The 21,001-nt window shown below is 63.4% G+C and carries 19 protein-coding genes; 14 read left to right on the forward strand and 5 right to left on the reverse strand.

Annotated features, from left to right (window positions below; translation table 11 throughout):
• Positions 1-219 precede the first annotated feature (219 nt).
• The 7 genes from F812_RS22740 (at position 220) to F812_RS0105735 (ending at position 8,343) form a co-directional block, all read left to right on the forward strand.
• Positions 220-1,704 (forward strand): porin, encoded by a 1,485-nt coding sequence (locus F812_RS22740; protein WP_245257633.1) that lies wholly within the window; start codon positions 220-222, stop codon positions 1,702-1,704.
• Positions 1,705-1,898: 194 nt separating this feature from the next.
• A complete protein-coding gene (locus tag F812_RS22745; protein ID WP_020084998.1) occupies positions 1,899-2,525 on the forward strand; it encodes a helix-turn-helix domain-containing protein in 627 nt (208 codons plus the stop codon).
• A 218-nt stretch (positions 2,526-2,743) separates the two neighbouring features.
• Entirely contained in the window at positions 2,744-3,580 is an 837-nt protein-coding gene (gene cysT / locus F812_RS0105715) for a sulfate ABC transporter permease subunit CysT (protein WP_020084999.1), read from the forward strand.
• Positions 3,580-4,476: a sulfate ABC transporter permease subunit CysW gene (cysW, locus tag F812_RS0105720; RefSeq protein ID WP_020085000.1), complete on the forward strand. Its 897-nt coding sequence runs from the start codon at positions 3,580-3,582 to the stop codon at positions 4,474-4,476. Before cysT ends, cysW begins: the two co-directional genes overlap by 1 nt.
• A complete protein-coding gene (locus F812_RS0105725) occupies positions 4,473-5,555 on the forward strand; it encodes a sulfate/molybdate ABC transporter ATP-binding protein (protein WP_020085001.1) in 1,083 nt (360 codons plus the stop codon). The genes cysW and F812_RS0105725 overlap by 4 nt, the downstream gene beginning before the upstream one ends.
• On the forward strand, positions 5,552-6,493 hold the full coding sequence (locus F812_RS0105730) for a CysB family HTH-type transcriptional regulator (protein ID WP_020085002.1): 942 nt from the start codon (positions 5,552-5,554) through the stop codon (positions 6,491-6,493). Before F812_RS0105725 ends, F812_RS0105730 begins: the two co-directional genes overlap by 4 nt.
• A 152-nt stretch (positions 6,494-6,645) precedes the next feature.
• Entirely contained in the window at positions 6,646-8,343 is a 1,698-nt protein-coding gene (locus F812_RS0105735; protein WP_020085003.1) for a sensor histidine kinase, read from the forward strand.
• An 89-nt stretch (positions 8,344-8,432) separates the two neighbouring features.
• On the opposite strand, the gene F812_RS0105740 is transcribed toward F812_RS0105735, so the two are convergent.
• Positions 8,433-9,098: an extensin-like domain-containing protein gene (locus F812_RS0105740; RefSeq protein WP_020085004.1), complete on the reverse strand. Its 666-nt coding sequence runs from the start codon at positions 9,096-9,098 to the stop codon at positions 8,433-8,435.
• Between the two features lie 481 nt (positions 9,099-9,579).
• Entirely contained in the window at positions 9,580-10,353 is a 774-nt protein-coding gene (locus F812_RS0105750) for an alpha/beta fold hydrolase (RefSeq protein WP_020085006.1), read from the reverse strand.
• Positions 10,354-10,645: 292 nt separating this feature from the next.
• On the opposite strand from F812_RS0105750, the gene F812_RS0105760 reads away from it, so the two are divergent.
• Together F812_RS0105760 and F812_RS0105765 are read left to right on the forward strand one after the other, a co-directional pair.
• Positions 10,646-10,900: a zinc-finger domain-containing protein gene (locus F812_RS0105760; protein ID WP_020085008.1), complete on the forward strand. Its 255-nt coding sequence runs from the start codon at positions 10,646-10,648 to the stop codon at positions 10,898-10,900.
• Positions 10,901-10,935: 35 nt separating this feature from the next.
• On the forward strand, positions 10,936-12,132 hold the full coding sequence (locus F812_RS0105765; RefSeq protein WP_020085009.1) for an FAD-dependent monooxygenase: 1,197 nt from the start codon (positions 10,936-10,938) through the stop codon (positions 12,130-12,132).
• Positions 12,133-12,161: 29 nt separating this feature from the next.
• Here the strand turns inward: F812_RS0105765 and F812_RS0105770 are convergent, their stop codons facing one another.
• The 3 genes from F812_RS0105770 to F812_RS0105780 all read right to left on the reverse strand — a co-directional run bounded on the left by F812_RS0105770 (position 12,162) and on the right by F812_RS0105780 (position 16,675).
• A complete protein-coding gene (locus F812_RS0105770; RefSeq protein WP_020085010.1) occupies positions 12,162-13,664 on the reverse strand; it encodes a di-heme oxidoreductase family protein in 1,503 nt (500 codons plus the stop codon).
• A 329-nt stretch (positions 13,665-13,993) separates the two neighbouring features.
• A complete protein-coding gene (locus F812_RS22750) occupies positions 13,994-15,232 on the reverse strand; it encodes a porin family protein (RefSeq protein WP_156827279.1) in 1,239 nt (412 codons plus the stop codon).
• 144 nt (positions 15,233-15,376) lie between these two features.
• Complete coding sequence (locus tag F812_RS0105780; RefSeq protein ID WP_020085012.1) at positions 15,377-16,675, reverse strand: imelysin family protein; 1,299 nt, start codon at positions 16,673-16,675, stop codon at positions 15,377-15,379.
• A 250-nt stretch (positions 16,676-16,925) separates the two neighbouring features.
• Here F812_RS0105780 and F812_RS26005 point away from each other — a divergent pair, with 250 nt between their 5' ends.
• The 5 genes from F812_RS26005 to F812_RS0105810 all read left to right on the forward strand — a co-directional run bounded on the left by F812_RS26005 (position 16,926) and on the right by F812_RS0105810 (position 20,961).
• Positions 16,926-17,435, forward strand: a complete 510-nt coding sequence (locus F812_RS26005) for an RrF2 family transcriptional regulator (protein WP_083929092.1) — start codon at positions 16,926-16,928, stop codon at positions 17,433-17,435.
• A 331-nt stretch (positions 17,436-17,766) separates the two neighbouring features.
• Positions 17,767-18,294 (forward strand): hypothetical protein, encoded by a 528-nt coding sequence (locus F812_RS22760; RefSeq protein WP_020085015.1) that lies wholly within the window; start codon positions 17,767-17,769, stop codon positions 18,292-18,294.
• Between the two features lie 18 nt (positions 18,295-18,312).
• The gene (locus F812_RS0105795; protein ID WP_020085016.1) at positions 18,313-18,630 is read left to right on the forward strand and encodes a (2Fe-2S)-binding protein; all 318 of its coding nucleotides are present in this window, start codon (positions 18,313-18,315) and stop codon (positions 18,628-18,630) included.
• A gap of 134 nt (positions 18,631-18,764) precedes the next feature.
• Positions 18,765-19,859: an imelysin family protein gene (locus F812_RS25295; protein WP_083929093.1), complete on the forward strand. Its 1,095-nt coding sequence runs from the start codon at positions 18,765-18,767 to the stop codon at positions 19,857-19,859.
• Positions 19,816-20,961: a DUF1513 domain-containing protein gene (locus tag F812_RS0105810; RefSeq protein ID WP_040497925.1), complete on the forward strand. Its 1,146-nt coding sequence runs from the start codon at positions 19,816-19,818 to the stop codon at positions 20,959-20,961. Before F812_RS25295 ends, F812_RS0105810 begins: the two co-directional genes overlap by 44 nt.
• Positions 20,962-21,001 lie beyond the last annotated feature (40 nt).

Below are 21,001 nucleotides of genomic sequence, written 5' to 3' on the forward strand. Positions count from 1 at the left end.
CCGCACGCACCTGCACGCGCCGTCCCGCGTTCCTTGTGCAGCATTGCAGACATCGTGCGTGCCCGGGCGGCAGTGAACGCGTCTTCCACGCAACATTGTGTACGGAATGTGAAACGGTGACGCTCGGAATCCTTGAGCGAGGAGTACGTAATATGGAAAATACAAGATATATCAAAACGTTATCGCAGAGGATCCGTCTAATATAACGGAGAATGTCTAATGGTTGGGGGAACGAGGGGACGGAGAGGGTATGCGGCGGCCATGGCTGCCGGGCTGCTCGTCTCGGTTGGTATGGTGCAGGCATCTGCAGCGGATCTCGGGGGAAGCTGCTGCTCCGATCTTGAGGAGCGCATCGCAGAGCTCGAGGCGACGACGGCTCGCAAGGGCAATCGTAAGGTGTCGCTCGAGATCTACGGTCAGGTGAACGAAGCCCTGATGTATTGGGACGACGGCAAAGAGAGCAACGTCTATCAGGTCACCAACGACAACTCCCGCACGCGTATCGGATTCCGTGGCAAGGCCAAGATCGACGCCGATTGGGAAGCGGGCTATCGGATCGAGATCGGCGTTCGCTCCGCCAACTCGAAGCGCTCGAACCAATTCAACGCCAAGGGTGACGGTAATCCCGCTGATATCGGCCTCGATCTTCGCGACAGCTATTGGTTCGTGAAGAACAAGAAGTTTGGTTCCGTGTCTCTCGGAATGCAGGCGAGCGCGACCGACCAGATCACCGAGATCAACCAGACGCAGACCAAAGACTTCGCCAAGTACTCCGACGTCGAGGACACCGGCTTTGGCTTGCTTCTCCGCTCGGCAATCAATGGCCGTCTGACGAACAACGCGGTCACGCCAACGACAAGCGCCACCAGCAGCCCCGGCGACAATGGCTTGACGCTGCGTCGCCTCATCGGTGATGGCGGTGACCAGCCCGGCGAAGGCGAGCGTCGCTTCAACCTCATCAAGTATGAATCTCCCGAAATCGCCGGCTTCACGGCTTCCGCTTCCTGGGGCGAGGACGACTTCTGGGATCTGGCACTTCGTTACACCGGGGAGTTCGGTGGCTTTAAGGTGGCTGCGGGCGTCGGCTATGGCAAAGTGACAGATGGCTATTATCTTCAAACCAAGACCGTTTGCGCTGGCCGCGCCGACGCGGCGCCGGGTGTGGCGAGCACGGATCAGAAATGCGATCAGTTCGGCGGCTCCATCAGCGTGGTGCATGAAGCGACCGGTCTGTTCCTGAACGCCGGCGCGGGTGTGAAGAACGATGACTACCTGAAGAAGCAGGCACGCTTTGCTACCGTGGCTGGCGTGGACGACAGCCAGGACTTCTGGGCTGTGCAGGCAGGTATCGAGAAGAAATTCAACGAGTTCGGAAAAACCACGATCTACGGCGAGTACTACGACTACGAAGGCGGAGCCAATTCTCGCCGGACGGTCACGCAGAGCGATGCACTGAGCCCTGATCCAGCCGCCGCGCATGGCTGGGCAATCTGGGGAACCGGCGTCGAGGTGTTCGGCGCAGGCATCGCCCAAGGCTTCGACAAGGCCGCGATGGTTCTGTATCTCTCATATCGCCATGTCGAAAGTGATCTGACCCTAAAAGGCTTGACTGGTGCGACCAGTGGTCCTGCCTCTGGCGCCATCCGCAACGCTCCGGTGGAGGATGTCGACCTCGTCATGACCGGCGCGATCATCAAGTTCTGATGCGAATGCTCTGAACGACCAACGGAAAAGGGCCATTCTCACGAGTGGCCCTTTTCCTATTTCGCGAACAGTGTTTCGCGGTGTGCTCGCAATTCGAGCTAGCGCATAAGCACATCATTTCTTCTTGGTTCGTGTGAAGGGCCGCTGCCGCTACGTTGGCAGTCATGAAAACGATTGCGGCACCTTCGATCTCAATGAGCAGAGCAGAACCGGATGACCGGGATGCGGGTTTCGATACCCTCACGCCCGAAGCAACGCCACGCGACGTCCCCGTCATCGTGGGTTCGAATTTGCGCCGTCTGCGCAAGGCCCAGGGCCTGTCGCTGGAGCGGCTCGCCGAGCTGTCGGGCGTGAGCCGCGCGATGCTCGGGCAGATCGAGACGGCCAAGAGCGTGCCTACCGTGAGCCTGCTTTGGCGAGTGGCCGATGCGCTCGGCGTTCCCGTTGCCACTCTCGTCGCGACCGAGCGCGAGCCCACCGTCGTCGTGCTGAGCCGCGATCGCGCGAGCGTGCTCATAACCAGCGAGGGCCGCTATTCGACACGCAGTCTCCTGCCGGGTGCGCGTCAGCGCTCCACCGGCTTCTTCGAGCTGCAGATCGAGGCTGGACATCGTGAGGAGTTTCCCGCCTCTCCCATCGGAACACGGCACAACCTCGTCGTCTCGCACGGACAATTAACCGTCGCGGTCGGCGCAGACGCACCCATCACGCTCAGCGAGGGTGACGCAATAGCCTTCGAGGCCTCCAGTATCTACGCCATTGAAAACCCGTCGACATCTCGAACGACCGCTTATCTCGTGATCGTCGCCCCCGCCCCCTGACCGCGTCTAATCCAGAAATTCGAATATCGATCGCAGTTCTTATTATTTCTAGTTCTATGCGCCCGCCCCATAGGGTGCATGCCGACAGTTCGGGGGACGGTGTCTTGCCATCGAAACACATACAAGTTGAGAAGCTGATCTCCTGGACGGCGCTGCTGTGTTCGGTCTCTGTTGTAATCGCCCTGACGATTGCGCACTGACACAGGACTTCAGTAGATATGGCATACGCACGCGCAAAGAGGGTTCTGCCGGGATTCGGGCTGTCGCTCGGATTCACCCTGGCCTACCTCTCCCTCATCGTTCTCATTCCGCTCTCCGCTGTCTTCATCAAGTCGGCGAGCTTGGGATGGGAAGGTTTCATCAATGCAGCCTCGGCGCCCCGCGTGGTCGCCTCGTACAAGCTGAGCTTCGGCGCCTCCCTGCTGGCGGCCGCCATCAATGTCGTGTTCGGCCTGATCCTGGCGTGGAGCCTCGTCCGCTACACCTTCCCCGGCAAGAAGCTGGTGGATGCGCTGATCGACCTGCCGTTCGCGTTGCCCACCGCCGTCGCCGGCATCTCGCTCACCGCGCTTTACGCTAAGAACGGCTGGGTCGGACAGTATCTCGAGCCGTTCGGCATCAAGGTCGCGTTCACGCCGCTCGGCATTCTGATCGCACTCATCTTCATCGGCCTGCCGTTCATCGTACGCACCGTTCAGCCAATTCTCGAAGACCTCGATGCGGAGTTCGAGGAGGCGGCCGCGAGTCTCGGCGCCAGCCGCTTCCAGACCTTCCGCCGCGTCGTGTTTCCAAGCCTCGTGCCGGCGCTTCTCACCGGCTTCGCGCTCGCCTTCGCACGCGCCGTCGGTGAATACGGCTCGGTCATCTTCATCGCGGGCAACATTCCGCTCGTTTCAGAGATCACGCCCTTGATGATCATCACCAAGCTCGAGCAGTACGACTACGAAGGCGCGACCGCCGTTGCCTCCGTCATGCTGATCGTCTCGTTCCTGCTGCTGCTCGTCATCAACGGCTTGCAGGCGTGGACCGCCCGCCGCACGGGGAGGGAAGCCTGATGGCCGGAGCCGCTGCACACCTTGCGCCCCACTCGGGCTCTGCCACCCGCTTCGAGGCCAATGTCGCCACGCGCGACAAGCCATGGGTGAAGTATGCCCTTCTCGGCATCGGGCTCTCGTATTTCGCCCTGTTCCTGTTGCTGCCCTTGATCGCCGTTTTCGTCGAGGGGCTACGCAAGGGATGGGACGCCTATCTGGCGGCCCTCATCGAACCCGATACGCTGTCTGCCATCAAGCTCACGCTGATCGCGGCCGCCATCTCGGTTCCCTTGAACCTCGTCTTCGGCATCGCGGCTGCCTGGGCCATCGCGAAGTTCGATTTCCCCGGCAAGCACTTCCTCATCACCTTCATCGACCTGCCGTTCTCCGTCTCGCCCGTGGTCGCCGGCCTCATCTATGTGCTGATGTTTGGCGCGCAAGGCTGGTTCGGCCATTGGCTTGCGGCGCACGACATCCGCATCATCTTCGCCGTGCCCGGCATCGTGCTGGCAACTATCTTCGTCACGTTTCCCTTCGTGGCGCGCGAGTTGATCCCGCTCATGCAGTCCCAGGGACGCGACGAGGAGGAAGCGGCTGTCACGCTCGGCGCCTCGGGCTGGCAGATGTTCTGGCGTGTCACGCTGCCGAACGTGAAGTGGGCGCTGCTGTACGGCGTTATTCTCTGTAACGCGCGCGCCATGGGCGAGTTCGGCGCCGTGTCGGTCGTCTCCGGCCACATCCGCGGCGAGACCAACACCATGCCTCTGCACGTCGAAATCCTTTACAATGAATACCAGTTCGCGGCTGCCTTTGCCGTTGCATCCTTGCTCGCGCTGCTGGCTCTCGTAACCCTCGCCATCAAGACCTACATCGAATGGCGGGCGGGCCTCACTCAGTCCGAGGAGAAGTCTTCATGAGCATCGAGGTCAAAAACATCTCGAAGTCGTTCGGCAGCTTCAAGGCTCTGGACAATATCAACCTCGATCTGCCGCGCGGAGAGCTGATCGCCCTCCTGGGTCCTTCCGGCTGCGGAAAGACGACGCTTCTGCGCATCATTGCGGGCCTCGAAAGCGCAGACCAGGGCTCGATCATCCTCTCGGGCGAGGATGCTTCGAACAAGCACGTTCGCGAGCGCCAGGTCGGCTTCGTGTTCCAGCATTACGCCCTGTTCCGGCACATGACCGTGTTCGAGAACGTGGCGTTCGGCCTGCGGGTGAAGCCGAAATCGCAGCGGCCTTCCGAGAAGGAGATCCGCGCAAAGGTCCAGCGCCTTTTGGAGCTGGTTCAGCTCGATTGGCTGGCCGATCGCTTTCCGGCCCAGTTGTCGGGCGGACAGCGCCAGCGCATCGCGTTGGCCCGCGCCCTCGCCGTCGAGCCGCAGGTGCTCCTGCTCGACGAGCCGTTCGGCGCGCTCGATGCGAAGGTGAGAAAAGAGCTTCGCCGCTGGCTTCGCCGCCTGCACGACGAGCTGCATATCTCGTCGGTGTTCGTTACGCACGATCAGGAGGAGGCCCTCGAGGTCTCGGATCGCATCGTGCTCATGAACAAGGGCCGCATCGAGCAGATCGGCTCTCCGCGCGAAATCTACAACGAGCCCGCGACGTCGTTCGCCTACAGCTTCATCGGCACCGTGAACGAGTTCCGAGGCCGCATCGAGGGTGACTATGTCCGCGTCGGAAACGACCGCCTGCCACATGGCCGTACGGACTTGAGCGACGGCGCATCCGTCGTCGCCTTCGCCCGTCCCCACGATACGGAGATCGTGAAGGGCTCCGAAGGCGAGGGCGTCGCCGCCAAGGTAAACAGGATATTGACCAGCGGTGCCATCACCCGCGTCGAGCTGATCGCGAATGGGGATGCGCGGCAGGGCAAGAAGGACTATTTTGAGGTCGAAGTCACACCGAACGATCTGGCCGCGTTGGGCTTGGCGACGGGAGAAGCCGTTCGCATCAAGAGCCGCCGCTTGAGCCTGTTCGGAGAAAACGAGCGCAGATGAACTTCCAGCAGCTTCGCATCATCCGTGAGACGGTAAAGCGCAATTTCAATCTCACCGACGTCGCCAACGCTCTCTACACATCGCAGTCCGGTGTGTCGAAGCACATCAAGGATCTCGAGGACGAGCTTGGCGTCGAGCTGTTCGTCCGGCGCGGCAAGCGCCTGCTGGGCCTGACTGAGCCCGGGCGGGAGCTCGTTGGCATCGTCGAACGCATTCTGCTCGATACGCAAAACATCAAGAAGCTCGGCGAGCAGTTCGCGAACAAGGATCGCGGCCAGCTCGACGTGGCGACCACGCACACGCAGGCGCGCTATGCGCTGCCCCATGTCGTCGCCAAGTTCCGCAACGCGTTCCCCAACGTGCACCTCGTGCTGCACCAGGGAAGCCCGACCGAGATCGCGCGCATGCTGGCGGACGGTACCGCCGACATCGGCATCGCGACGGAGTCGCTTCAGGATGCGCCCGAGCTCGTGTCGTTCCCGTACTACACGTGGCATCACGGCGTCATCGTGAAGGCGGGCCACGCGCTCGAGCAGGAGGACAAGCTCACGCTGGACGCTTTGGCGGAATGGCCCCTTATCACCTACAGTGAGGGCTTCACCGGCCGCCCCAAGATCGACAAGTCGTTCGCCGATGCCGGCATCGTGCCCGACATCGTGCTCTCCGCCCTCGACGCCGACGTGATCAAAGCCTACGTCGAGCTTGGCCTCGGCGTGGGGATTGTGGCCTCGCAGGCCTTCGACCCTGTGCGCGACCCTCAATTGCGCCTGCTCGACGCAACGCACCTTTTCCAGGAAAACGTATCGCGGATCGCCGTCAGGCGCGGCGCTTACCTCCGGGGCTACGCCTACCGCTTCATCGAGTACTGCGCGCCCACGCTCACGGAGCCGGTGGTCCGCGCGAGTATCGAGGCCACGGCTGAAACTGGCCGGGTCTGACTACGGTTCCCAGGAATTTCTCTATTTTTTCGGATCTTAGTGTGGTCATTCTCTAAGAATGGCCACACTTGGGCTGTTTGGAACTGTTACCAGGTGAACGCGGGTTGATATAAGAGTAAGAAACACCGCCAGCTTGGATGGCCCAGCCCGGAATGGATAGAAAATTCTCTCTTCGCCCGCCGTGGCCCGTCTCTTATTTCCTCGCCTTGTCGATCATCGCGCTCGCCGTGCCCCTGCTCGTGCTGCTGGGCATGGAGGCGGCACGCCTGACGACCACCGAGCGGGCACGCCTCTTCGACGAGACGCGGCGCACCGCGGAGCGCATCGCGGCCGATCTCGACCAGACGCTCAACGGCTATATCGCCGTCCTCGAATCGCTCGCCACCACCCCTGCTCTTGCTGAGGACGATTTCGCGACCGTCTATCGTCAGGCGGAGGCGGCTCTCAAGTCACGGGGGCTTTACGCCTTCCTGCGCGACATGAGCGGCCAGCAGCTTTTCAATACGCGCGTCCCTTATGGCACGCCGCTGCCCCGCAGCACAGGCTTCGACGAGGAGATTCTGTCATCGCAGCGGCCGTTCGTATCCGATGTGGTGATCGGCGACGTGGCCAAGAAAGCGGTCATGGCGGTCAGCGTTCCGGTCCAGCGCGACGGCAAGATCCGCTACATTCTGTCCCTCTCGCTCGAGCCGAGCCTCATGAAGGAGCTGCTCGACCGGCAGAAGCTGCCGCCGGATTGGCGCGGCACGATCGCAGACCGCAAGGGCGTCGTCATCGCGAGAACCCGCCTTCATGAGGAGTTCGTCGGCAAGCCGTTGTCGAAGGAAACGCGCGGCGAGGCGACCGACAACTCCGCAAGCGGCAAGGACCTCGAGGGCAGGGTCGTGAAGTGGGGAACCGCGCCGTCCCGCGTGGCGGAGTGGGTGGTCTACGTCTCGGTGCCGGCGGAGCTTGTCGACGCCGCCGCACGCGAGGCGCTTCTGAGCTATGTGCTGATCGTGGCGGCCTTCACCTGCGTGGGACTGGCCGGTGCCGTCGGCGTTGCGCGGGTCATCACCAAGCCTCTCAACATGGCGGAGCGCGCCGCCAAGGCTCTGGGCGAGGGGAGGGCCGTCGAGTTCCAGCCGACGCTCATATCCGAGGCCAACGCTATCGGCACCGCGCTCGAGGAGGCAGCCCATCTGCGCGAGCAGGCCGAGCAGCAGATCCTGCTCCTGATGCGTGAGGTCAACCATCGCTCGAAGAACATGCTGGCCGTTGTGCAGGCCATTGCCCGGCAGATGCCCTCGAGCGACCCGAAGCAGTTCGTCCGCCAGTTCTCGGACCGCATCGTCGGCCTCGCCGCCAGCCAGGATCTCTTGATCGAGAGCAACTGGCAGGGCGTGCGCGTAGCCGATCTCGTTCGATCGCAACTTTCGCTCTTCCGCGAGTTGATCGGAACCCGCATCGAGATCTCAGGCCCCCCCGTTCGTCTCCAGCCGCCTGCAGCCCAGGCTATCGGCATGGCACTGCACGAGCTCGCCACCAACGCCAGCAAGTACGGCGCCCTTTCGGACGGCAACGGCCGCGTCATCGTCTCCTGGCGGCTGCAAGGCTCGGGCGAGGAGCGGGAGTTTCTGCTCGACTGGAAGGAGGAGGACGGCCCGCCCGTCACGCCACCCGAGCGGCGCGGTTTCGGCTACACGATCATGGTCGCCATGGTGGAGAAGTCGCTCGATGCCACCGTCGAGGTCGATTACGCTCCGACTGGCATGAGCTGGAAGGTCCGCGCACCGGCCCGTTGCACATATGACGGACCGGAAACCGCGGGCAGGGCCGCCAAGCGCCAGAACAAAGACCACGGCGCCTAGAGCATCCTCCGACGAAGTGGACGCCGGTTCGTCGCGAGAAAATGCGACCAATCAAAAAACCTACATCAGTGCCAGTCTTCCGGCCGGCCCTATTTGCAGATGCGTGAGAGCCCATCCGCGCCGCGCCGCGCCAGATCCACGTGGAAGTGATCCGCGTGGTTGCGGTCGTAGTTCGGGCTGAGCACGGTGGTGAACTGCTGGCACGCGCCGCGATGAACCGCGCGCAGGAACGCCTGCTCGGTGACATCGCCGTTCCAGCCCCGCTTGATCGTGATCTTGCGCCCGTCAGCGAAGGTGAAGCCCGCCACGTCGAGCGCATTGGCGTAGCCGTGCTCCGACAGCTTGGCGCCGGAGACGTGGTTCATGGGGCGGCAGGAGTAGGAGCCCGCGACGGAGATTTCCACCACGTCGGTGCCGAAGTAGTAGCGCGCGGCGGGGGCGACGCTCTCACGCGTCCAGCGCTCCACCTGCGGGATCATCGGGCAGCGCAGCATGGCCGTCGGTTTGAGCCGCACTTGTCCGTCGAGAACCGCGGAAAGCTCGTAGGGCCGTTCGGTCCCGCAGACGCTCGGACCGCCGAGCGCGGATCGGCTTGCAAGGAAGGTCGTGTGGGCGAGAACGCCGGATGCGATGCACGCGCTCTCTTCCTTTCCCCGCCAAGGCTCGTACTTGGCGACGAAGTCTGGACCGGAGCTGCATCCGGACAGCAGGGCCGGTACCAGAACCGGCAGCAAGAGAACGCGACTGAGACGCATGACCTTGGGACACTATGCCGGTTATGGCTAATGAAAGGTGAACGTGTCCCATCCTCCCCATACGTCCTATCGCAGGATTTTCTGTCCGTTTGCGGCCGGCTCTGCGGCACCTGTTGGGCTCAAGTGCGACCGTTTTCTGGCAGTTTCCCCAAAGTTATCCACAAATAAGCGGATGACTTTTGGCGAATCCGTACACAACACAATCGAGTGTTTGCTACAATTCAAATGCCCGGATCGTCAGGCGCTTGTCGGTCCCTGCTATTAGCATCCGTCCCTCTCTCGTTGGATGCACAGGCCGTAACGGTGGGCATTGTATGCGTAATGCGCCAAATCGATCTCGTGCGTCGAGGCCCCGGCCCGTAGATAGACTTGCTCGCTCGGCATCCCCCACGATGTTCCCTCGACGAGCAACATCTGTCTCACCGGGGCCTTGTGATTCCGGCGTTTGATCTGGTTCCGGCGCTGCTTACGTGCCCTCCTTCTAGCGCAGCGGATGGCGTGCGAGAAATGCGAGCGCCCTATCCTTGAACGAGCGGTCGCCGACCGCCTTCATATGCTCCCGCCCTTGAATGACGAAGGCCTCCGCGCCGGGAATAAGCGCGGCAAGGTCCGGCGCGGCGCCTCCAACCACATCGTTCTCGCCTACAGCCACCAGCACCGGACGCGCGATCTGCGAAACCGCCTCGGCGGTGATCGGCGCGCGAGCCGATCGGATGCACGCTGCCAACGCCTTGAGATCGCTCTTCGTCTGCTCGGCGAAGACGCGGAACGTGCGGGCCGCCTGGCTTTTGACTGCGTCCGCGCTTGGCGCTTCCAGGGCATGGGCGATCGGACCCGTGCCGGCCATTCCGCGCACCATGTTGATGCCGAGGCCGCCGAACACCAGGCTTTGCACACGCTCGGGGTGCGCAAGCGCCAGGAAGGCCGCGATCCGCGCGCCCATCGAATAGCCGATCACGTGCGCGCGCGGGATGGAGAGGTGGTCCAGCAGGCGGCGCGCATCCTCGGCCATCAACGGCGCGCCGTAGTCTTCGAGCCCGTAGAGCTTTTCGCTCCGGCCGTGACCGCGGTTGTCGAACGCGATGACACGGTAGCCCGCCGCGAGCAGATCGCTCACCCAGCCCGTGTCCACCCAGTTGACGTTGGCGTTGGAGGCGAAGCCGTGAATGAAAAGCACCGGCTCCGCGTCCGGGTTCTCTGCAGGCCGCTCGTCCAGATAGGCGAGCGTCACGCCGTCGGACGAGAAGGTCTTCATGTCGGGCCTGGGATGCATTCCGATGCACTCGCAAGAGAGGAGGGGCTGCGCGTCGGCGCGTCGGCCGAGGGGCGCAAAGTGGCAGCAAAAGGGGTTCGGAGGCAATGACATCGAAGGGCTGGCCCTGCTCCTGGCTACCCTCCCGTGGGCCTGACGGGAGGCGGGATGCGCCGCAGGCGGTCCGTCTGATGGAAATCAACCGTGCGGCCGCCCCATGTTGCCGCGTCCCCTATTAATTTGCGCTGCCCGCCGCTATGGTTAGCTTCACGAACAAGCGGGATGAAGTAAGACCATGGCCAAGAGCGCGACGCCCCACTTTGCCAACGATCTCGGCGCCGAAAAAATCTTCGTCGGTGTGAGGGAGCTGCAATGCATGGGCGCACGGCCGCCCTTCGACCACCCCCACGTCTTTCTGGACATGGGGGCCGACAGCCAGATCCTTTGCCCCTACTGCTCCACCCTCTATGTGCACGATCCCCGCCTTGCCGAGGATGAGAGCGATCCGAAGGATTGCCTCGTCACGCTGGCAGGCGATCTGGCCGCGTAAGGTGCGCGGCAGGGGCCGGTGACCGGCAACCAGCAATGGCAGCGACGCCACTCGAGAACGTTCTGATCGCGGGCGGAGGGATTGGCGGGCTCGCCACGGCGCTTGCGCTGGCCAAGCGCGGTATCTGCTCGGAGGTGCTGGAGCGCCGCCCGGCTTTCGGCGATGACGGCGCGGGCATCCAGCTCGGCCCCAACGGAACACGCATCCTGGAGCAGCTGGGTGCTGCCAGCTTTCTGAGGGGGCACGTCACGGTACCCGACGCGCTCCGCATTCTCGATTCGGTGACGGGCGAGCAACTCGCGAGGTTTCCTCTCGGCGAATGGATCGCTCAACGCCACGGGGCTCCCTATTGGGTGGCCCACCGCCGCGACCTGCACGCGGCGCTCCTGTCCGCGGTCGAGCGCGAGCCGCATATCCAGTTGAGAAAGAACATCGAGGTTACCTCGGCCCACGAGGAGGCGGACGAGGTGGTGGCCGTGTGCGTCAGGGGGGAAACTTTCCGCGGCAACCTGCTGATCGCCGCCGATGGCGCATGGTCGGCGCTGCGCGGACGGCTGTTCTCCGGCGGCATGCCGCAGTACACGGGCAAGAGCGCCGTGCGGGTCGTGATCCCGATTGAGGAGGTCCCCGAAGCCCTCCGCCGGACGGAGGTGCACCTCTGGCTCGGGCACAATGTGCATGTCGTGCACTATCCCGTCAGTGCCGGATATGCCATGGCGCTGGTTGCGATCTTCGACGATCAGGCCGTATCGGGTGACTGGAGCACGCCCTGCGATCGCGAGTGGGTCGCGGCGCGGACGGCTGGCTTCGCACCGCTCCTTCGCGATCTCCTGGGCAAGCCCGGCCATTGGCGCCGATGGTCTTTGCTGGGACTTGAAAAGCCGCCGCGCTTCTCAGCCGGCCGCATGGCGCTTATCGGCGACGCGGCTCATCCCGTGTTTCCGTTTCTCGCGCAAGGCGGCGTCATGGCGCTCGAGGACGCCGTCGTCATTGCCGATGCGCTGGCTCATGAGCCCGACCGCCCCGCACATGCCTTTAAGGCTTACGAGCGCGCGCGTGCGGGACGCGTCCGGCGCGTAGCCGAGGCGTCACGAACCAACGGACGCATCTATCATCTGGCTGGCTTCATGGCGAAGGCGCGCAACCTCACCCTGGCGCACATCCCGCCGGAGACGTTCATGCGCCGCTACGACTGGCTCTACGGCTGGAAGCAGGCCGAGGACGATGCCTGAGCAGCGCGTCGTCGTCCCGCGGCAGAACCTTAGAGAGAGTTGACGAACTTGAGCAGCGCCGCGCGCTCCTCCGCGCTGAGCTGCGCATAGCCGTCCCGCGCCGCCTGCGCTTCGCCACCGTGCCACAGGATGGCTTCCTCCACATTGCGCGCGCGCCCGTCGTGCAACAGGAAGGTATGGCCGCTCACCACCTCCGTGAGGCCGACACCCCAGAGCGGCGCTGTCCGCCACTCCTGCCCACTGGCTTCGCCTTCGGGACGCCCGTCGGCAAGTCCCTCGCCCATGTCGTGCAGCAGGAAGTCGCTGTAGGGCCATATCAGCTGTTTGCTCAGATGTGGCTGTCCGTCCACGACGCCTGTCGTAAAGGAGGGCATGTGGCAGGCGGCGCAGCCGACCTTGTAGAAAAGCCCCTTGCCGTTGAGCACCGCGTCATCGCCCGCGTCGCGCCGCGAGGGCACCGCGAGGTTCTGCGAATAGAAGGTCACGAGGTCCAGCAACTCTTTGCTGAGCTCCAAGCCGCCTGCGCGCTCGGAATTGCCGTTGGGAGCGTCGATGCAGGTCTTCTGCGCTGCCGTGCAATCTCCCGAGGGGAAGGGCATCAGCGGATTGGAAAGCCCGATATCGCCAGCCGCCGCGGCCGCGCTCTGATCGAGAACGCTCGGCTCGCCCGCCTTCCAGCCGAAGCGGCCGAGCTTCACGCTCTGAGAAGACATGGACCAGACCTCGTTGGTGCGGCCGGAAATTCCGTCTTTGTTGGCGTCGTCGGGATCGGCGTTGGCGCGGATGTCCGCTTCCGGAATGGCCTCGACGAGGCCGAGCCCGATCATTGGCGGTGCAATGCGCGGTGAGAGCATCACCTTGGGATGCAGGGGTCCGTAGGCGAGATTGATCACCGAGTACGACGGCCGCCTCAGCGTGACCACCTGGCCGCCGGCCAGCGTCACGGGCACATCCGTGTAGGTAATGTGCATCTGTCCTTCGCCATCGTGCCCTTGAATGGCGATGTTCTGCAGTTGCCCGCCATAGACAGGATCCGGAATGGTCGTGGCTTTGCGCTCGGCGAGAAGACGCTTCTGCTCTTCCGTCTCGGGCGGAATGGAAAGCCTGAGGAACATCGAGATGGCGGTCTCGTCCGGAAAATTGGCCAGCGGCGGACGCCCGCGCCCGTCCTTGAGATGGCAGTTCTGGCAGCCGCGCGCATTGTAGAGTGGGCCGAGCCCGTCGGACGCTTGCGTGGACGAGGGGGCAGCGACCCAAAGCTTGCGGAAGATGGCGTTGCCGACCTTGAACCGCGCTTCGCCTTCGAAGCCGATGCCGTGCGAGAAATGGGAGAACGCATCGCGGTTCGTGACGCTTTCGCGCGAGGTGGCACTGCCGCCCGGGCGTTCTTCTCCAACCTCTATCCCTGCCGGAACCGTGACCGCAGGGGCGGCCGCGCCGCTCCCGCCCAAGAGAGAAACTGCTCCGCCGATCAGGGGAACGAAAGCGGCAAAGGCAACCGTCGAGACCGTCTGTCCAAGCGCGCGTGGCATCAGAAACCTTTTCGACTTCTTCTCCGATTGGCGGCGAGAGAGGCCCCGCCTCGCAGGAGGACAAGTGCACACCGGCCCGCTTCGGACCATGCGGCATGCGAACGTATAGAGAAGGGACGGCCGATTTTCAGCACCGGTACGATCCCTCGGCAATGGTGACCTTTGGGAGTAGTTTCACGAGCCCATAAAGCATCGTCCGCGCCACGAGGCGCCAAGGCATCTCAGGGCATCTCCGCGCGGCCGGCCTTAACCGGAATCAAAGCGGCGATGCAAATACGGCGCGGCGGCCCATGCGCCGGAACCCCCCACTGCATTCAATCAATCGCGATCTAGAATGCGATCTTGGCGCCGCTGATCACGGTGTCGAAGTCCTCGACGCCTTCCGAAGCAACCCGGTTGCCCGCCGCATCCACCAGCTCGAAATCGGCGGTGTGGTGGCGGTAGCCGAGATAGATCTGCATTTCGGCCGACTCGATGTGCTGCACCACGCCGGCGCCCCACACTTCGGCCTCGTTGCCCGCGATCCGCGTCGCCGTTCCGGTGACGTTGAAAGCATTGAGCACGGCGGGATCATCCGTCACGCTCACGAAATCCTTGAACCAGCCGTACTCGCCGTAGAAGGCGGTGGGACCGAGCGGGTTGAGCTTCGCGATCCAGCCGAGCTTAGTATAGATGAAGCTGGTGTCCTCTGGCGTGCGCGTGGCGCCGTCGACGTCGGTCGCAGCCTGATTCCACTCGCGCCAGCCAGCTGCGAACGTGAGGTTGAGGCCGGTTACCTCGTGCAGCAGAGACACCGAGCCCACGAGCGTCGACTGGTCGAGGCCCAGCGTATTTCCGATGACCTCGTCCGTGCCGTCCGTTAGCTCCGTATAGGCGATGGCGCCCTCGAGCTTGAAGCCGCCGCCTTCGCCCGCATAGCGCAGGCCCACATCCCAGACGTCGTCCTCTCCCCAGCTCGCCGAGGCCACGAAACCTGCGATCTCCGGCGTGTCGTAACGCACGATGTTGGCTGTATCGCCGTTGAAGTGATTGTAGACGTCGCCCCAGCCGATCGGAGCGAGGCTGCCGTCACGCAGCCTCAAGGCGAAGCCGCCGCCGATGTCCTGCACGCCCGCGTAGCCCGCAACGCCAGCTTCCGAAAGGTCGGTCTCGGGCGCCGTATCGCTCACGCGCGAAGCGAGACCCATGGAGAATTTGCCGAGCTTCTCGCTTTCGACCCACCAGTGCGATTGCCAGACGAAGAAGCCCTGATCGCCGTTGTCGTCGTCCTGGGAGACGGCGTCCGAAAGATTGTCGAGCAAGCGGACGGTGAGTTCGTAGCCCGCCTTCCATCCCTTGGTGATCTCTGCTTCGCCGGTGAAGCTGAAATTGCTCTGGTCGTTCTTGTTGCCGACCACGTAAGCGTTGTCTTCGACGCCGTCATCCCACAGGAGGATGGCGCGGTTCACCTGGCCCGCGACTGTAAGCGAAACTTTGCGGTTGCCCTTGCGGGCGGTCGTCGCCTCGAGCTCCGCAATGCGCTCCTCGAGGTCCGCGCAGCAATCTCCCCCGAGATCAGCAGCGCGCACGTTCGAAGTCGAGGACAGCACGGCCGCGGCAAAGCTGCAAGCAACAATCCCTGTACCGAACCGAACCTTCATAGACGCCCCCCATGCCCAACGGCCGAACATTCCAAAAATCAATGATAGAGTGAGGGCGGGCTTTCCCCCACTCTATTTTGCCTCTTCCACCTTATCCGGATTGTCGAGGCTGTCGGAGCCCTCGAACTTGATATCCTTCAGATCGAGGGCCGCAATCGCACGCTCGAACTCCTTCGCCTGCGCGATCAGCGCATCAATGGCAGCCTGCACGGTCGCGTTCCCCTCTGCATTGTCGAGGCCGATCATCTGGTCGTAAGCCTCGACCTTCTTAGCGCGATCCACGAGCGCCGTCATCTTCGCCAGCGTCTTGTCGAGCGCGGCGCGGACCTGCTTGTCCGTCTCGGGCGATTTGGCCTTGACCAGATCGGAGACGCTGGGGCCGGAAACAACGCTTCCGTCGGTGCGCGTGTAGCTCGCGAGATAGACATTCCTGATGCCCAACGCGTCGCCGTAGTGAGACGCGTGCGTATTGTCCGAGAAGCAATCATGCTCCTCTTCCGGGTCGTGGATCATGAGGCCGAGCTTCATGCGCTCGCCCGCCAGCTCGCCGTACGAAAGGCTGCCGAGGCCGGTAAAGACGGCGGTGAGGCCCTGCTTCTCGTTCTCGGTGGCGAACTTGCGCGCGTCCCCGTTGGGAGCCCACTGCTTGGCCATCCACTCCAGGTCCTCGACCAGCATGTCGGTGACGGTCGAGAGATAGGCCGCGCGCCGGTCGCAGTTGCCACCGGTGCAGGCCTTGAGATCATAGTCCGTGGCCGGACGCTTGCCTGCGCCCGCTTCCGTGCCGTTGAGATCCTGGCCCCAGAGCAGGAATTCGACGGCGTGATAGCCGCTCGCCACGTTGGCTTCCACGCCACCCGCCTCGTGCAGCGTTTCGCGAATGAGCTCCGGCGTGATCTTGGTCGTGTCCACCGTCTTGCCAGCGATCTTGAGCGAGGTGTTCGCGATCACGTCGGCGGCGTAGAATTCGTTCTCCGGGTTCTCGCTACCATAGGATTCAGCGACGTAGTCGATGAGGCCTTCGTCGAGCGGCCAGGAATTCACCTTGCCCTCCCAGTCGTCCACGATCGGGTTGCCGAAGCGGAAGGCTTCCGTTTGCATGTAGGGAACACGCGCGGCGACCCACGAAGCGCGCGCTGCGGCCAGCGTCTCTTCGGTCGGGGCCTTGATCAGGGCATCGACGGAGGTCTTGAGCTGACGCGCTGCCTTTAGGCTGTCCTCGTATCCGGCCTGGGCGATGTTGGCATACGTCGTCAGCACGTCCTTAACGGCAGGCGCATCGGCGCGGGATGGCAGCGGAAACAGCGCAAGGGACGCTGTCGCGGCGGCAAAAAGCGGCAAAAAGCGCGCGGTGCGGATCACGTGGGACAAGAAGTGCCTCCTAAGGTTGGCAAGCCACCTCAAACCGACTAGGCTTATTGACGCAAACAGTCAAGAATACGTAAGGAAACTATCATAAGTAGATCGTTGCGTGTGGGGCCGCCGCAAGATTGTTTCCGATTTGGATCAGATTTCCGTTTGATATGCGTAGTAGTTTGGAATTAGTCTAGATTGAGTTTAGGATACCAACTGAACCGAGTCCCCGGTGGGGTGGGTCGCGGGCGGAGAAACTGGACAGACAATGCGCCTCAGCAAAACAACCAACTACGCGATTCGGATTCTACTCGATTGTGCCGTTGCCCAGCCGAACCTCGTGAAAGTCGCGGAAATTTCCGAGCGGCGTGACATCACGCTCCAGAACACCTTCAAGATCGTACATCTCCTATCTCGCGCGGGATTTATTCAGGCAGTTCGCGGGAGACATGGTGGTGTGCGATTGGCACGTCCGGCATCGGAGATCCGGATCGGTGATGTGGTCCGCGCGATGGAGATCCTCAATCTCGAGATCGAGAACGACGAGAGTGAGCGGAGCGGCACACAGGGCCAGCTCGCAGCGCTCGACGAGCTGTTCGACAACGCGCTCGGCGCTTTTATCAGCGTACTGGACGAGCACACCCTGGAGCAGATGATCAAGGTTCAGCGGAAAGAGGCGGCCCCTGGGCGCGCGAAGCCGAAGCTTCCCCGTCGCACCACCAAGCCTGCGACCATCGCGGGCAGCGCGGCGCGCCGCCAGCATCCCGGCCACGGCTGACCCTCCGACAGTTTGTCTACTTTGGAACTCTTCAAAACAAAGTTTTGAATGATTCCAGTCATGTAATGTGTCATCAGCACACTTGACTCGATCGGCCGAAAGAGGTTGCTTAGGCGCAAGGTTGCGACTGAGCAGCCAACTTAAGATGTCCTTTTCGGGGCCTTGAACCCCGACAATAGGAAGGTCCGATCGATGGTTTTCGAACCTCGCCCGCAATGGGTGGTGTGCGCCTGCGCTATGCACGCGCCAGTGACGCGGCAGCTAACAAGCTCGCACAGTTCACGTTTCTCGATCAGCGCCGTGATTTCGGCCTCCGCAGGGGAGGGCTGTCATGAAGCGCACTAATCTCAATCTCCGCCGCCTTCCTGTTACGACGCCCGTTCCGCACACCCTCGCCGGTGAGCGCGGCGCCGAGCGTTTGATCGGCCTCGGCTTCCGCTATTGGGTGGCGGGCTACAAATCCGGCGACATCGATCGCTGGGAGGAAGCCTGGCGCATCTACGCCAAGGCGCTGGGGCCGAACGCAGCCCGCACGGCTGTTTCCGAATTGTCGGCCTGGGTGCGCGCGGTGAGCGCGGCAGCCCGCCGCGAGATCGAGGTGTGCTCGGGGGACTGCGCGGGCTTCTGCCGCGACGAGTGCCTCGCGGTCTCCATGATCGCCGCCTGCCAGCACAACACCTGCCCGGCCATGCGCGCGTGCGCCTTCGCTCTCATCGAAAGCTCGCTGATCGACGAGGTCGTCCATCACGCCGAGAGCTTCGCGGTCACCATGCGCGGGCTCGATCAGGTGCTGTCTCCGGGCCTGATCGTGAACGCAGCGGCATATGCGTCGGCGTCCCACGCCGCGCCGAGACAATAAGCAGGCAGGTATACGCTCATGATCGTTTGTTCCTGCCAGCAAGTCTCCGACCACGACATCGAGCTTGCACTCCTGGATATCCTGAACCAGCCCGAAGCGCCGATCCCGACGCCCGGCGTCGTATACCGTTACATGCAGAAGCGTATGCAGTGCTGCGGGTGCGCTCCCCTGGCCGTGGACGTGATCTACGCCAAGGTCGAGAACCTGGAGCGCAGGGGGCTTGTCTGTCCCTACCGCAGCTTCTCCACGCGCGAGCGCCTGATGCGCATGCAGCAGCAGCGCCGCAGCCAGTTGACGCCCGCTCCCCTCGAGGAGGAGTTTGAATCCTGCGATTGAGGCGCGGTACATCTTCCGCACCTCACGGGAACCGGACACGCGAGGCCCTTCCGCTCCCCAACGCTCCGGAATAAATATCGGGCGGCCTTTCGGCCCCGAGGAGCTGCTTCGTGATCTCTAACCGGTTGTTGAGAATGTCCCTGGCCGCGGCCATGGGAGCCTTTGTCGTAGGGCTAGCCGCGGCTCCAGCCGCAGCCCTCCCCATCCGCAAGAGCCACGCCACCATGGTGCTCGACGCGGTCGACCAGTTCATCGTGCCCCACATCCAGACCCTGACGCAGAAGACGGCGCGCATGAACGCCGCTCTTCAAGCTGTCTGCAAGGAGGGCGCCGACGACGCCACGCGCCGCGCGGCCGTTGCCTCCTTCGCCGACACGGTGCGCGCCTGGGGAAGCCTGGACTTCATCCGGTTCGGGCCCGTCTCCCGCAATCACCGGCTCGAGCGTGTACTTTTCTGGCCGGACCCGCGTGCCACCACCTCCCGCCAGTTGAATGGCCTTCTCGCAGCGCGCAAGCCCGAGTTGCTCGAGGCGGGCGCTCTCGCCAAGCAGAGCGTCGCCGTGCAGGGGCTCACCGCGCTCGAGGTTCTTCTGTTCGACGAAAAGGCGCCGCTTGGCGCCTCGACGGAGGAAACCGCCCGGTACCGCTGCGCGCTGGCAAGCGCCATAGCGGCCAATATCGATACGGTCGCAAGCGAGATCAGCACAGGCTGGACCGGTGAGGACAGTTTCCGCCTCAAGATCCTTACGCCAGGCTCGGACAATGCGCTCTATCAGGATGCGTCGGAGACGGTGCGCGACGTGGTGAAGGCCATCGCGACTGGGCTCGATCTCTGCAAGAACCGCTTCGTCACGCCAGAGCTCACGGCCCTCGACGAAACGCCGCCGAAGCGCGTGCGCCTTCCCTTTGAGCGCGCGGAGCTGACGGGCGAGTTCCTCACCTCCTCGCTCGTCGCCTTGAGGGATCTGTTCGAGACGACCGGGCTTTCGGCATACGTTCCGGCCGACAAGCCATGGATGACGGACTTCCTGCCAAAGGCCTGGAAGAGCCTGCTCGCGGACGCCGCGCGGCTCGACAAGCTGCGGGCGACGGAGCGGGGATCGGAAGCCCATCTTCACGCCTTGAGGAAGATGAGGTTCGATCTTTCCGGCATCCGCCTGATCATCGTGAAGGAGCTGGCGCCCAATGCTGAAATCGTACTGGGGTTCAACGAACTCGATGGCGATTGACCGCCGCCATTTCCTGATCGGATCGTTGGTGGCGCTGGGCGCTGCTCGAAGCGCACTCGCGGCGGAAGGATTGGCGGGCGCTGCCGCCACCGAAGCGGCTTACGCCTCCGCCGCGCGTCGTCCCGATGGCACCTACGCCGTGCTTCTCATCGCCGCCGACGGAAAAATCCTGCGAGAGATTCCTTTGTCGGCGCGTGGCCACGACGTCGCCATTGAGCACGCCTCGCGCCGCGCCGTCGTGTTCGGCCGCAGGCCCGGCTTTTTCGCGCTCGCCTTCGATCTGGACGGACGCCGCGAGCCCGAGGTATTCGCCCCGCCCGCCGACCGTCACTTCTACGGCCACGGTTTCTTCTCGCAGGACGGGCGCCTCCTCTACACGAGCGAACACAACGTCGAGAGCGGCGAAGGCGTGATCGGCATTTACGACACGTCGGGCGGATGGCGCCGGATCGGCGAGTTCCCGTCCTATGGCGTCGGCCCTCACGAGGCGATCATGCTCGCCGACGGCAAGACCATGGTCGTCGCCAACGGCGGTTTCGGCAGCGATCCCGCGACCGGCCGCGAGAGCATCGACCTTGCGGGCATGGAACCCAACATGGCCTTCGTCGATCTGGCGACCGGCTCTCTCAAGGCGAGCCACGGGTTGCCGCCCGAGATCAACATGCTGTCGGTGCGCCACCTCGCCGCCAACGCGAAGGGTGAAGTCTGGTTCGGCGGTCAATGGCAAGGCGGCCTGGAAGACAGCCCCGAGCTGATCGGCCGTGCGTCTCTCGACAAGTCCATCTCCATCATAGAGCCCGCCGACCCCATGGGCGTTTCGCTCAAGGGCTACATCGGCTCCGTCGCCATGAGCGCGGACGGGCGCTACCTCGCGGCATCCGCGCCGCGTGCCGGCCGCATCGTCTACGCCGACACCGAGACCGGGCGGATCGTGCACGAGGTCAAGATAGAGGATGGCTGCGGCATTGCGGAGAGCGGCGGCTCGGAGTTCGTCATGAGCTCCGGCCACGGCGTCGTCCGCTTCGAGCACGACGGCGCGCGCGCCCCGGATATGCTGAGCTTTACCGGGACTGAGTTCGACAACCACCTGCGCCGCGTTTGACGTGCCGCCCGGCGGACTCTAGAAGCATCGAGGTCTTCCG

Source organism: Hyphomicrobium zavarzinii ATCC 27496, from assembly GCF_000383415.1.
Lineage (GTDB): Bacteria > Pseudomonadota > Alphaproteobacteria > Rhizobiales > Hyphomicrobiaceae > Hyphomicrobium_C > Hyphomicrobium_C zavarzinii.